This window comes from Vibrio sp. 10N.261.51.C6, from assembly GCF_041471785.1.
Taxonomy (GTDB): domain Bacteria; phylum Pseudomonadota; class Gammaproteobacteria; order Enterobacterales; family Vibrionaceae; genus Vibrio; species Vibrio crassostreae_C.
In genome coordinates this window covers 61,667-75,593 of record NZ_JBFRPB010000051.1, presented here as the reverse complement: position 1 = coordinate 75,593, position 13,927 = coordinate 61,667, and the positions used below count along the sequence as shown (strand labels likewise).

Sequence of the window (13,927 nt, the reverse complement as noted above, 5' to 3'; positions counted from 1 at the left end):
CTTATTGGATGACTCGTTAAATAAATTCAGAAGAATGTGACAATTCACCCGGATTTCCGGGTGAATTTTATTGCGAGTAATTTCTAGTCAGTCTAAAATTGTGACCGCAAACGATAAAATATGAAACATTCACGAAATGCTATGCTTATTATAGTTTTGAGCATTTCGGTGTTAAGACAAGCCGCTCAATAGCGGTTTTTTGTTTTTTAGCACTTTTAGTACCCAAAGAGCCCTACAAATTTAAGCTCTTAGTTAGGTAGCTTAACGGCTACTTTATTCCGTACTTTGGGAAAGTAGCTTCTAATAGGATAAAACCATGGCCACTATAAAAGATGTCGCTCGCTTAGCCGGCGTATCAACAACAACCGTTTCTCACGTAATCAATAAAACTCGCTTTGTTGCAGAAGCAACGCAAGAAAAAGTAAACAAAGCCGTAGATGAACTGAACTATGCACCAAGTGCTGTTGCTCGTAGCTTGAAGTGTAATACAACACGCACCATCGGCATGCTAGTGACTCAATCAACTAATCTATTCTTCTCTGAAGTTATCGATGGTGTTGAGAGCTACTGCTACCGTCAAGGTTACACTTTGATCCTGTGTAATACGGGCGGCATCTATGAGAAGCAACGTGACTACATTCGAATGCTTGCAGAGAAACGTGTAGATGGCATCTTAGTTATGTGTTCTGACCTAACTGAAGAACTAAGAGAGATGTTAGACCGTCACGCTGACATCCCTAAAGTTATCATGGACTGGGGCCCTGAGAGCTCTCAGGCTGATAAGATCATCGATAACTCAGAAGAAGGTGGCTACCTAGCGACCAAATACCTTATTGAACGCGGTCACTCTAAGATTGCATGTTTAAGTGGCCACTTAGACAAAGCAGCATGTGTTGAACGTATTGCCGGTTACAAGCGCGCACTGAACGAAGCAAAGATTTCTGCTGATGAAAATATGATCATCGAAGGCAACTTTGAGTGTGATACGGCTGTTCTTGCTGCAGAACAAATCGTTGAGATGGAAGATCGTCCAACGGCGGTATTCTGCTTTAACGACACAATGGCACTCGGCTTAATGAGCCGACTGCAAGAAAAAGGCATCCGCATTCCTGAAGATATCTCAGTGATCGGTTACGACAACATCGAACTCGCTGAATACTTCTCTCCGCCGTTAACGACAGTTCACCAACCAAAACGTCGTGTTGGTAAGAATGCATTCGAAATTCTATTGGAGCGCATCAAAGACAAAGACCACGAAAAACGCGTCTTCGAAATGCACCCTGAAATTGTTGAACGAAGTACAGTTAAGACGTTAAATTAATTGATAATTCGAGTTTAATTTCATCAAGCGCACCTTTAGGTGCGCTTTTTTTATCAGCAACTATAATGAACCCTTATGCATAAATGAAAGATCATTAATTGAAGCAGCATCACATTTTGAAATATCAAGTGTGAGCTTCATTCAACAAAAACTTTATTCTATTCAATCAGTCACGCACAGGGCAAACCACTCGAAAGAGTGAGACGCAAAGCTTCCGGCCTAAACCACTCGTTGGTATGGTAGCGGGGTTACCGATGGCAAAATGCAGTAACTACTAATAATTTAGTAATTTACGGCTTATTGACAATTTAATTGCAACATTTTGCTAATCTCTCGGACCTGCTTATTTGGTGGCGTAGTTCAAATACACCGAGATAAATAACATGGATAAACCGATACTAAAGGACTCGATGAAGTTATTTGAGTCCCTAGGAAAAATAAAATCACGCTCAATGTTTGGTGGCTTCGGTCTTTTTGCTGATGACACTATGTTTGCTCTGGTTGTAAATGACCAGTTGCACATACGCGCAGACAAAGGCACAACTAAACAATTCGAACAACAAGGGTTTCAACCGTACGTCTACAAAAAACGTGGTTTCCCTGTCGTTACTAAATATTTCGCTTTACCTGAAGGCCTCTGGCAAGACCAAGAGAAAATCTTGCAGCTTGCAACCACGTCTCTAGGTTTTGCTAAAGAAGAAAAAGCTGAGCAGTCTTCTGCTAAGCCGACCCGACTCAAAGATCTGCCTAATCTTCGACTCGCTACCGAGCGTATGTTGAAAAAGGCAGGGATCGATTCTGTAGAACGTTTATATGAATCTGGCTCTGTAAACGCATTTAACGCCATCAAAGAATCGCATGCGTCTTCTGTCAGTATTGAACTACTTTGGGCGCTAGAAGGCGCGATCAATGGTACACATTGGTCTGTTATACCGCAGCAGCGTCGCGAAGAGCTTATCAATCGCGTCAATTAACATTGTCAGTGCAATCTATATACATAACTAAGCCGCATTTACTGCGGCTTTTTTTATGTCGACAAAACTAGTCTTGTGTATAGCTGGACCACTGCGATCAAAAAGATGGACGGTAATAGTATTTGTAATCCACTTTAACCATCGGAATGAAGTTAATTTCTCCAGAGGAATCCATTATTTCTTTTACTTTGATGGTACCGTTTTTGATTTCAAACGAGCGTACATCTACTTTTTCAGAGGCTTGCGGTAAGATTTTGCTCAATTCATATGAGCGCTTACTGTTTATATCCATCCAGATTTTTTTTCCAGATTCGTAAGCCTGTGATTGGCTCGCCACTACATCGCCTTTAAATACTTTAGACTCAACAGCCGCACGGTGATAGACGCCCGATCCCATGGCTTGGAAAGAGAATAGGCCCGTTGTAGCAATAACCGTAATCATTGATAATAATTTCATAGCTAGCTCCTTAGTTGTCTGCCTGAATAATTATCTAAAACAATCTTCATGCCACGATTGTTACGTATATAGAACGAGCCAAGACCAAAACTCTTTCAAATTTTTGTTACTTTTTACGTGGTACAAATTATCGCTATTAAAATAATGCATACAAAACAAGTTCCTAGCAGAGAGTCACAACCTCTAACCAACGAATCTTTTTCCACCTCTATTCCGCCAATACTTGTCGGTAACATAAGACTAAGCAATTAAGCTAACTGTTTGCCCCGATCCATCGTCTAGAGTAAATAGTTTTTTATCAACTGGTGAAAGTTAATCTATGCTTTGCCTGTCTATCTATACTATCGGTATGCATTGAAAATTTAGAGGAAGTATCAATGAGTAAGAAAATGATATTGGGTATTGTGTTGGTCGTAACCATCGTGTTGTTGGGCATCAATTTCGGCCAGTACTTAACGCTTGAAAATGCTAAGGCCCAACAAGCTGTGTTAAATGAATACATTGACAGCAACTTTATTGCGGCTGCCGCTATCTATTTTGTCGCGTATGTCATGATTACGGCTTTCTCCATTCCTGGAGCCGCTGTTGTGACCTTATTAGGGGCCGCGCTATTTGGCTTCTGGAACAGCTTGCTGCTGGTATCTTTCGCAAGTGCGATCGGTGCGACCTTAGCCTTCTTAAGTAGCCGTTACCTGTTGCGTGACTGGATTCAAACCAAGTTTGGTGACAAATTGGCGACGATTAACAAGGGGGTTGAAAAAGACGGCGCGTTTTACCTGTTTTCTCTGCGTCTGATTCCTGTATTCCCATTTTTCCTTATCAACCTATTGATGGGTCTAACACCGATGTCAGTGAGTCGTTACTACATTACGAGTCAAATCGGGATGTTACCGGGGACGGCAGTTTTCTTGAATGCTGGCACTCAGCTCGCAGAAATTGATTCACTTTCGGGCATCGTCTCCCCTTCAGTACTATTGTCATTTGCGTTATTGGGTATATTCCCAATAGTGGCTAAATGGTTGATGGGTAAGTTTCGCTCAGCACCCGTAGCTGAATAACGTATATAGTAGAATAGTTTATAATAGCTAAATAACACAGATAGCCGAATAAGGTTCTATTTCAATGAAAATCTTCAGTGCATCGAATCCGACAGAAGCTCATATCATCTGTGGATTATTAGAAAGCGAGAATATTGCCTGTGAAGTCCGTGGTGAGGGGTTGTTCGGATTAAAGGGGGAAATCCCATTCACCGAAGAAACTGACCCTTACGTATGGTTATATGAGCCAGAATTGGCCAGTAAAGCTCGCATGCTCGTCAATGACTACCAAAAGCAGCAAGATTCGATCATCTATGAAGAGTGGCGTTGTGGTGAGTGTCATGAAGTCAACGAAGCGCAATTCGGCTCTTGCTGGCAGTGCGGTGCTGCCTCACCTGAATAGCAGGGTTTCAGTGACCTGATAGAACGATTCGGTCAGATACCTCCTCCAATTAAAAACGGGAAGCTAAAGTTAGCTTCCCGTTTTTATTTCAATTCGATTAACTCATCATCTTTGATTTCACGCCTAGAAAATCACTGAATTTGTTTTTGAATAAACGCAATCGAACGCTGATTAAACTCTTCAGGGTTTTCCACGTTACACACGTGTCCACAATTCGGGATTTCTACTAGCTCACTCGATTCATGCGCTGCAACCATTTCTTTTACAGGCTTAATAAACATGTAGTCACGTTCACCCATCAAATAAAGAGTCGGTATTGGTAGCTCTCTATCTTTAAAATATTTCATCAAGGGGTTTACATCAGCCGTTAAGATAAACCAGCGTTTAAATTCTTTCTGGCACAGTTTTTTGGCTTCGCGGATAAAAAGGTGACGAGACTCTTTTTGGCTTTTTTGTGGCATCACAACATAAGCAAAAAGGCTGTATAACCACATGTAAGGAATGATGTGCTTGCTGAGGTTACCCAACTTGATTAACACTTGAGAGCGAGTGTTTAGCTTGGTGACAGCGCCACCCAGTACCATTGAACGTACACGGCCAGCCGCCAGTTCGGCAACGTTACGCACAATAATCGTGCCCAAAGACATGCCAACGAAATGTGCAGAACGGATCTTAAGATGGTCTAACACTTTAAGAATATCAAGCGTCACCGATTTGAACGTATAACGATTCGAAATCAGCCCTTTAAGTATATTGTCTGATTTACCGTGCCCTCTCAGATCAATGAGAAGTAAGTTGAAATGCTGTTTATACGCTTTGATCTGCTTGAACCAGATGGAGGAACTGCCTCCTGCGCCATGCACAAATACAACCCACTCATCGCTCGTAGGGTGAGTAAATGTTTTATGAAATAGTAAACTCTCAGACATACCTATCGCTTTAATTATTGGAATGGAGCTATGCCTCATCACGAGGCGATGACTAAGGATACCACGCTATTAAGAACTTTAAGTGATAATAGTGTCAAACCTATCATTAGTCATGTGAATACCTACCTCACCTTTTCTACCTGACAAAAATGAGTTTGCAAGCTTTGTCTTCGTAAACGTGATGTGCTCTGACCAGGAAACAAAAAGGCACTCAACAATTAGAGCGCCTTCATTTATTACGAGCTGTTGTTGCCCGCCCGCTAATTTTAAAGCTAAGTCAACAAGTTAAAATGCTGAATGATACATAGCTAGGTATTCTTTAGCCGCATCTTCCCAACTAAAATCTTGCTGCATCGCATAAAGCTGAGCACGCTTAATTTCAGATGGGTTTTGTGCATAAAGCAGTAATGAACGATGTAACACAGCCAATAACGCCTGCGGTGTTGGCTCTTCAAAAGCAAACCCAGTCGCGACTTCAGGATCTTCATCGTAATCATTCACGCTGTCTTTTAAACCTCCCACAGAACGAACAATCGGCAAAGTACCGTAAGCCATGCTGTAGATTTGGTTTAAGCCACACGGTTCAAATTCCGAAGGCATCAAGAAGAAATCAGAGCCTGCTTCAACCAAGTGCGCAAGTTCATTATTGTACGCTTCTACGAACGAGAACTTATCTGAGTGAAGCGCTGATAGCTCTTTCAATTGACTCGCCAAAACCGGATCGCCAGTACCGACAATCACGATCTGAAGATCATTTTTCAAAAACTGTTCGATGATAGGCAGTAAGTAATGAACACCTTTTTGATTCGTCAAGCGACAAACCATGCCATAAACCGCGCAATCGGCAACGGGTAAACCTACATCTTGTTGCAGTTTTTGCTTACAAGCTGATTTTCCGCGAGCCATGCTGTGCTTGGTCGCTTTGTATTTACGAGGAAGGAAAGCATCAGTTTCCGGATTCCAAGCCCCATAATCACACCCATTCAAAATGCCGAACAGATCAGCCGATCTGTGTTGGAATTCTGCAGCCATACCGTGGCTACCTAATTCCGTTTTCAACTCTTCTGCATAGGTAGGACTTACTGCGTTCACTTTATCCGCACACATCACTCCAGCTCTTAGCATAGTGACATGAGTGTCACTCACTGAAGCTTCAGGCGCATGGTAACAGTGCATCTCTGGCAGGAATTGAAGTTCATCGTAGGCGAACACACCTTTGAAAACCGCATTGTGAATCGAAATAACACTGCGCGTATTTTCAAAGAAATCGTGTTGTTGATAACGCGATTTAAGCAAGAAAGGAACGAAACCAGTATGCCAGTCATTTGCATGAATGATATCCGGTTGGAAACCAAGCTTAGGAAGCATATCAAGACAGGCTGCACTAAAGAACGAGAAGCGCTCTCCGTTATCAGCATAAGCTTGATTGTTTTCTGCGTACATTTCCGGGCGGTCGAAATACTTGGCACATTCAATACCAAAAACTGGAACGCCTTCTACGCTCAGTTTTTTAACTTGATAAGCCGTATGAGGCCAATGATCGAGTTCAGTCGATAAAATAACTTCTGCTGAATCAATGTTTGGAATGTTTCTATATGCGGGGATAGTCACTCGAACGTCCTGTTCGAGTGTTTGCAACGCTTTCGGCAGTGCCTTGGCTACATCAGCCAAGCCACCACTTTTAATCAAGCCTTCAACTTCAGACGCTACAAAAAGTACCGAGAGAGTCTTAGTAACCAACTCGTGCTCCTTTAGAAATCACTACAACACCATCGTCAGATACGTGGTAATGCTTTTTGTCTTCTGTCAGATTCACACCAATCTGTGTACCCGGTGCGATATCTGCATCTTTATCAATGATAACGCGGCGCAGGATACAACCCTCACCCACTTTTACATCACCGAGTAAGATACTTTCGCTAATATCACACGCTGATGCGATATTGCTGCGGAAGCCCAATACACTCTTTTCAATACGCGAACCACGTACATAACTACCGCTACACACAAGGCTATCAATGATCTGAATTCGACCATTTGCCGAATCAGTAAACGTAGCTGGTGGTAGTGGCGGGTAATAAGTGTGTAGAGGCCATTTACGGTTGTATAGCGAGAATGGCGCATCTTTCTTAAGAAGGTCCATGTGCGCTTGCCAGTACGCGTCAATCGTACCTACATCGCGCCAGTAAACTTCTTCTTTCTCACCAGTAATACGGTTGGTGCTGAAATCATAAACAAACACGTCACCACGTGGGAACATGTTTGGAATAATATCTTTGCCGAAATCGTGTGTCGAACCTTCTCTATCAGCATCTTCCGTTAGTTCAGCAAAAAGCTCTTTCGCTTCGAACACGTAGTTGCCCATTGAAACGAGCGCTGATTCTGGATCGCCCGGGATCGACTTCGGATTTGCAGGTTTCTCTTCAAAGCCAATCATACGGCCGTCAGCATCAACCTCAATAACACCGAATTCTGATGCTTCAGCAAGCGGCATGCGCAATGCTGATACTGTTAGAGCCGCTTTCTTCTCTTTATGGAAATCAAGCATCTGTTTGATGTCCATCTTATAAATATGGTCTGAACCAAAAATACATACTTGATCAGGTTCTTCCAACTCCATAAAGCCCATGTTTTGGTAGATAGCATCTGCTGTGCCTTCATACCAACGCTTTCCTTTACGCATTTGCGCAGGAATTGGGTCGATAAAACGGTCTGTTATACCACTGATATTCCAGCCTTTTTTCATATGGTGGAACAGTGACTGTGACTTAAATTGTGTTAATACGTAGATCTTCATTAGATCAGCATTAACGAAGTTGTTCAAAGCGAAATCAATTAAGCGGTAACTACCACCGAAAGGAACCGAGGGTTTGCTGCGAGATTCAGTTAAAGGTCTTAAGCGAGAGCCTTCACCACCAGCAAGAATCATTCCCAATACACCAGCCATTTTATTCTCCATATATCTATAGCTTGTCGATGTTAGTACTCGTAGAGGTATCTTCCTCTGGGGGATGAGCACCAACACTTATTTCGGTATTTAGCGAATATCCATTCACATACAGTGACAATATCCTAAGCCAAACGTTGTTATGTGTGCACTATTCTTTGCACTTGGTTTTATATACGTTATCGACTTTTCGGCCGAATTCAATTTTTAATACGCCATTCTGTGGTACGTAAGCTGATTGCTTTCCCAAGACTTAAAGCAGCTCACATTACACCGTCCAGACGAAACATTACATTAACACCCGACACACATCAGGTATACAACTAAACGCTGATCTGTGAGTTACAATATTTTAATTAAGTTACATTCTCGTTAAAGTTGCATAAGAAAATCTGATTAATTGGCATTATTTATTTTGCAATGTGAATTTAATAAATTCTCGCAGACGAAACACCAGGTCAACAAGTTGCATATTTAGTCATATTGAGATCAAAAAAAAGCAGCCATTAGGCTGCTTCTTCATCAATAACGTTCAGTTATTTCTCTTTAGGCTTTTTACGCTTATCCGTAACTTCCCACTTACCGTCGATGTACAACGCAGTCCAACCGGACGGTTTTCCATCTACTTCAGTACGCACGTAGTTTTCTTTGGTCTTACGACTAAAACGAACCACTGTCGGCTTACCATCAGGGTCAGCAACTGGCGCTGATGCTAGGTATTGGAACTTAGGTGAGATACGGTCTTTAAAACGAACCAGCTCTTCCACTAATGGTGCACGTGTTTCACGTGATTTAGGGAAGTTGCTCGCAGCCATAAATAGACCAGAAGCACCATCACGAAGAACAAAGTACGCGTCTGAATTTTCACACGGAAGTTCAGGGAAATGCACCGGGTCTTCTTTTGGTGGCGCAACTTCGCCATTTTTCAGAATCTTACGAGTGTTCTTACAATCTTCACTCGTACAGTCCATGTATTTACCAAAACGACCGTTCTTCAGAACCATGTCAGAACCACACTTGTCACACTCAACAAGTGGACCATCGTAGCCTTTCACTTTAAATTCGCCGTGCTCAACCACATAACCTTCACAGTTCGGGTTGTTACCACATACGTGCATCTTACGCTTATCATCGATTAGATAGGCATCCATTGCCGTTTCACAAATAGGACAACGCTTTTTAGCTCGAAGTGCTGCTGTTTCAACGTCTTCTTCAAGCACGTTGATAATGCCTTCTTCATCACCAAGGTTGATTGTTGTCTTACAACGCTCTTTTGGTGGAAGTGCATAGCCAGAACAACCAAGGAATACGCCTGTCGAAGCAGTACGAATACCCATTTTACGGCTACAAGTCGGACACTCAATATCGGTTTCCACGATATGATTTGGCTTCATGCCACCAGCGTCTTCGTCTAAGTCTGCTTTTTCCAAATCGCCAGTAAAGTCTTCGAAGAAGTTATCTAGCACGCCTTTCCAGCTTGCTTCGCCTTCTGCGATTTGGTCCAACTTCTGCTCCATACGAGCAGTGAAGTCGTAGTTCATTAGGTCATTGAAGCTGCCATCTAGACGGTCAGTAACAATTTCACCCATCTTCTCAGCATAGAAACGACGCTGTTCAACTTTTACATAACCGCGATCTTGAATCGTTGAGATGATTGATGCGTATGTTGAAGGACGACCAATACCACGCTTCTCAAGCTCTTTAACTAGCGCCGCTTCAGTGAAACGAGCCGGTGGCTTAGTGAAGTGCTGTTTAGGGTCTAGCGCAATCAGATCAAGCTTATCGCCGATCTGTACTGCTGGAAGGATCGTATCTTCGTTCTTGCCCATTGGACGCTGAACACGAGTCCAACCATCAAATTTAAGGATACGACCTTTCGCTTTCAACGTGTACTCATCTGCTTTAACGCTTACTGTCGTTGAATCGTATTGAGCTGGCGTCATTTGACACGCTACGAATTGATTCCAAATTAGCGAGTAAAGCTTGTGTGCGTCTGCGTCTACGCCGTTTAGATCTTCCGACTTAACATCTACACTTGAAGGACGAATCGCTTCGTGGGCCTCTTGAGCGCCCTCTTTGCTGCCGTATGCAAGAGCTTTAGGTGGAAGGTATTGCGCGCCGTACTCAGAACCAATGTATTCACGAGCGGCTTCTACAGCTTCTGAACTCAAGTTGGTTGAATCAGTACGCATATAAGTGATGTAACCCGCTTCATACAGGCGTTGAGCCAGCATCATGGTTTTCTTTACGCCATAACCAAGACGCGTACTCGCCGCTTGTTGCAGCGTCGACGTGATGTAAGGTGCAGACGGCTTACTCTTTGTTGGGCGGTCTTCACGTTTACATACTTCGTATTGCGCTTTTTCTAAAACGCTAACAGCAGCTTGTGTTTGCGCTTCATTTTCAGGTTTAAACGCAACACCGTCTTTCTGTGCAACTTGCAGTCTAAAGTCGGTTTTCTCTGCTGTTTTAGTATCAGCATGCACATCCCAGAACTCTTCAGGGATAAAGGCGTTGATCTCGCGCTCACGCTCTACCAGTAGTTTTACCGCTACTGATTGAACACGGCCAGCGGACAGGCCTCGTGCTACTTTTTTCCAAAGCAGAGGTGACACCATAAAGCCAACAACACGGTCCATAAAACGTCGTGCTTGTTGTGCGTTTACGCCATCAATATTTAGCTCACCTGGAGTTTCGAAAGCTTGTTGAATAGCATTCTTGGTGATTTCGTTAAAAACCACTCGCTTGTATCGCGTTTCATCGCCACCGATGATCTCACGAAGGTGCCATGCGATAGCTTCTCCTTCGCGGTCCAAATCGGTTGCGAGATAAACATGGTCTGCGTTCTCAGCCAGTTTTTGCAATTCAGCGACGACTTTCTCTTTACCAGGTAGGATTTGGTAGTTCGCTTCCCACTCTTTATACGGGTTGATACCCATCTTTTTGATAAGAGCTTTGCGATCTTTTTCTTTCTTGATACGAGCTTTGTCTTCTGGGCTCATACCCTTGGTTGAAACTGCAGCAGCCTTTTGACCAGTACTTTGACCTGCCGTTGGTAAATCACGTACGTGACCTACACTCGACTTAACGACAAAGTCTTTGCCAAGATATTTATTGATAGTTTTAGCCTTGGCTGGCGACTCCACTATAACGAGCGATTTACCCATATTGACTCTAACGTCCTTAATCACGATGCTTCAGCACCAACAATTTAGCTTGTGGGCTTTTACGCATGATATTCTAAATTCATTGCTTCTTTTTTTACTATTGTGCGAGATTACTAGAAGATCAACCGCTTTTTTCAAAATTGGATCTGATCGCTCGACAATTCGACGACTCATAGATAAAAGGGTCACAATATAAAGAAGCTATAAAGTACTCACTAAGAATACTTGCAAGAGCCTATTCATCAGGCATTACGTCTAAACGGGCTCATACTAAGCTTGTCCGCGAATCTAACGCGAGCCCCATTCAATTATTTTTGCCGTAAATCACAAAATAAATTGTGGATGTTTGAAAAGACTCTCTTAATCGGTTGTGAAATCATTGAATTTCTAGTTCGACACCATAAACTCAACGTTATATTCAGTTATCAGAGATAAACTCATGACAAAGAAAGTAATAGCAGAATTTGATTTACTGCTTATCGCAAACCAAATTATCCAATCACATGATGACTACATTGAAGGCATGCGCGCAAACAGCGTAGTAGAAAAAGACGATGTACTCGTCTTCAAAGGTGAATACTTCTTAGACAGCAATGGAATGCCGACAGAGAATACAACCGCGGTATTTAACATGTTTAAATACTTAGCGCACCACCTTTCGAAAGAATTTACAATTCAGCAATAATTAAAAAGCTTGCCACTTAGGCAAGCTTTTTTGTTCCTAAACCTTTACATACTAAGCATTTTTATAGACTTAGCATTTTCAGCTTGTCGAAATAATCAGGGAATGTCTTTGACGTACAACCTGGATCATTAATCGTCACAGGCGTATCGCTCAAAGCAACCAGCGAGAAACACATCGCCATACGGTGATCATCGTAAGTATCAATCGCCGCATGAGTCAGTTCAGCCACAGGGTTAACAATAATGTAATCTTCACCCTCTTCCACTTCAGCGCCGACTTTGCGTAGCTCTGTTGCCATTGCAGCCAAGCGGTCTGTCTCTTTCACACGCCAGTTGTAGACATTACGGATTGCCGTTGTGCCTTTCGCAAACAATGCGGTTGTCGCGATAGTCATCGCAGCATCTGGGATATGGTTATAGTCCATATCAATGCCTTTCAGCTCGCCACAACGAGAAATAACGTAGTCGTCACCCCATTCGATTTCCGCACCCATTTTCTCAAGCGCATCAGCGAATTGGATATCACCTTGGATACTGTTTTTACCAATACCAGTGACCTTAATCTCACCACCTTTGATAGCAGCGGCTGCAAGGAAATATGACGCAGATGATGCATCACCTTCAACCAAGAAATCACCCGGTGCCGAGTAAGATTGCCCGGTAGGAATCACAAACTCTTGGTAATCATTATTGATCACGTCCACACCAAATTGCTTCATGATGTGCAGCGTAATATCGATGTAAGGTTTAGAAACCAATTCACCGTCAATTTTAATGGTCACTTCACCTTCAGCTAAAGGCGCAGCCATCAAAAATGCCGTCAAAAATTGACTAGAGATCGAACCGTCGATAGAAACCGTACCGCTCTTCAAACCGGTACCTGTGATCTTCAATGGCGGGTAGTTTTCGTTCTCTAAATATTCAACGTCGGCACCGGCTTCTCGTAGTGCTGTTACTAAGTGGCCAATTGGGCGCTCTTTCATGCGAGGCTCACCAGTAAGAACGTATTCACCGCGACCTAAACATAGTGCAGCCGCCAACGGACGCATCGCCGTACCCGCGTTACCTAAGAAAAGCTCTAGGGCTTTGTCACTTGAGAATGCACCACCAACACCTGTCACTTCACAAACGGTTTTGTCTGCAGACAACTGATAATCAACACCTAACTGAGTCAATGCATTCAACATATGACGAATATCATCACTGTCTAGCAAGTTTGTTAGGCGAGTGGTTCCCGTAGAAAGTGCAGCCAAAAGAAGTGCACGGTTGGAAACGCTTTTTGAACCAGGTAGGTTAACTTCCCCGTTCACTTTTTGAATTGGTTGTAACGTAAGGCTTTCCATTAAATCTTATAGTCCTTGTACCACCCGAAGTCACTGGTGCGTATTTATTTTCGGGTGATGAATAATTCTTCGTACTTGCAGACTAACGAACTTTTCCAACGAACTCCAGAGCTAATCCAGCCCAAACCGGTGATTAATTAGCCAATCAATCGTATTTATATACTAGTACACGAGATCAACTCGAACACCATCTGAAAAATAGAGAATTCGTACATCATCGCCTCTGTTGAACAGCATCGAGTTATCGACATCTTGGATGATGTTGACCAACTTGTCGTCTTTGGTTTTGACCAATAACTCGACCAGTTTGTACTCTACTTTATATTGTGTGTTACCTCGGTTACGAGCAATACCCGCGCCCGCTACTGCGCCGACAGCTGTCGCCACTTCTTTACCGGTGCCGCCGCCAAACTGGTTACCAATCAAGCCACCAATCGCCGCACCTAACAAGGTTTCCCAACCATTCGCTTTCGACTCAACGATCTCTTGCTGAGTGATGTATCTGACCGCATCAATCTCACCATAAACCACCTCGTTTACTGGTCGAGCTTGGTTTCTGTTGTAAGCTGCATTTGCCAACATGGGCAAAACAAGTAAAATCCAAAGCAACTTCTTCATGGTAAAACTCCTAAAGACCTCTTGGTCAGTGATTAATCTGTAATGCG

The 13,927-nt window shown here is 43.0% G+C and carries 12 protein-coding genes and 1 riboswitch; of the genes, 5 read left to right on the top strand and 7 right to left on the bottom strand.

Going from position 1 to position 13,927, the window contains the following annotated elements; all coding sequences use genetic code 11:
• The first annotated feature begins 316 nt into the window (after positions 1-316).
• Positions 317-1,321: an HTH-type transcriptional repressor PurR gene (gene purR / locus AB4375_RS13925; protein WP_017062096.1), complete on the top strand. Its 1,005-nt coding sequence runs from the start codon at positions 317-319 to the stop codon at positions 1,319-1,321.
• Positions 1,322-1,491: 170 nt separating this feature from the next.
• A riboswitch (cyclic di-GMP riboswitch) is annotated at positions 1,492-1,577 on the top strand.
• A 127-nt stretch (positions 1,578-1,704) separates the two neighbouring features.
• Positions 1,705-2,295, top strand: coding sequence for a TfoX/Sxy family DNA transformation protein (locus AB4375_RS13920; protein WP_019820997.1), 591 nt, complete (start codon positions 1,705-1,707; stop codon positions 2,293-2,295).
• 97 nt (positions 2,296-2,392) lie between these two features.
• Here AB4375_RS13920 and AB4375_RS13915 read toward each other — a convergent pair whose 3' ends face one another.
• Positions 2,393-2,752, bottom strand: a complete 360-nt coding sequence (locus AB4375_RS13915; RefSeq protein ID WP_017067843.1) for a DUF3316 domain-containing protein — start codon at positions 2,750-2,752, stop codon at positions 2,393-2,395.
• 377 nt (positions 2,753-3,129) lie between these two features.
• Between AB4375_RS13915 and AB4375_RS13910 the strand changes: the two genes are divergently transcribed.
• The gene (locus tag AB4375_RS13910; RefSeq protein WP_102394105.1) at positions 3,130-3,810 is read left to right on the top strand and encodes a TVP38/TMEM64 family protein; all 681 of its coding nucleotides are present in this window, start codon (positions 3,130-3,132) and stop codon (positions 3,808-3,810) included.
• A gap of 64 nt (positions 3,811-3,874) precedes the next feature.
• Positions 3,875-4,192, top strand: coding sequence for a DUF2007 domain-containing protein (locus AB4375_RS13905; RefSeq protein WP_017062099.1), 318 nt, complete (start codon positions 3,875-3,877; stop codon positions 4,190-4,192).
• Between the two features lie 131 nt (positions 4,193-4,323).
• Here AB4375_RS13905 and AB4375_RS13900 read toward each other — a convergent pair whose 3' ends face one another.
• The 4 genes from AB4375_RS13900 to topA form a co-directional block, all read right to left on the bottom strand.
• Positions 4,324-5,121 (bottom strand): alpha/beta fold hydrolase, encoded by a 798-nt coding sequence (locus AB4375_RS13900; protein WP_017062100.1) that lies wholly within the window; start codon positions 5,119-5,121, stop codon positions 4,324-4,326.
• 285 nt (positions 5,122-5,406) lie between these two features.
• Positions 5,407-6,861, bottom strand: a complete 1,455-nt coding sequence (gene glgA / locus AB4375_RS13895; RefSeq protein WP_102394106.1) for a glycogen synthase GlgA — start codon at positions 6,859-6,861, stop codon at positions 5,407-5,409.
• Positions 6,851-8,080, bottom strand: coding sequence for a glucose-1-phosphate adenylyltransferase (glgC, locus tag AB4375_RS13890; protein WP_080582251.1), 1,230 nt, complete (start codon positions 8,078-8,080; stop codon positions 6,851-6,853). Before glgC ends, glgA begins: the two co-directional genes overlap by 11 nt.
• A 524-nt stretch (positions 8,081-8,604) precedes the next feature.
• Entirely contained in the window at positions 8,605-11,235 is a 2,631-nt protein-coding gene (gene topA / locus AB4375_RS13885; RefSeq protein WP_017067846.1) for a type I DNA topoisomerase, read from the bottom strand.
• Between the two features lie 439 nt (positions 11,236-11,674).
• On the opposite strand from topA, the gene AB4375_RS13880 reads away from it, so the two are divergent.
• Positions 11,675-11,920 (top strand): YciN family protein, encoded by a 246-nt coding sequence (locus tag AB4375_RS13880; protein WP_017062104.1) that lies wholly within the window; start codon positions 11,675-11,677, stop codon positions 11,918-11,920.
• Between the two features lie 61 nt (positions 11,921-11,981).
• Here AB4375_RS13880 and aroA read toward each other — a convergent pair whose 3' ends face one another.
• Both aroA and AB4375_RS13870 read right to left on the bottom strand, forming a co-directional pair.
• A complete protein-coding gene (aroA, locus tag AB4375_RS13875; protein WP_017062105.1) occupies positions 11,982-13,262 on the bottom strand; it encodes a 3-phosphoshikimate 1-carboxyvinyltransferase in 1,281 nt (426 codons plus the stop codon).
• Between the two features lie 162 nt (positions 13,263-13,424).
• Positions 13,425-13,880, bottom strand: a complete 456-nt coding sequence (locus tag AB4375_RS13870) for a glycine zipper 2TM domain-containing protein (protein ID WP_372051820.1) — start codon at positions 13,878-13,880, stop codon at positions 13,425-13,427.
• Between the last annotated feature and the right edge of the window lie 47 nt (positions 13,881-13,927).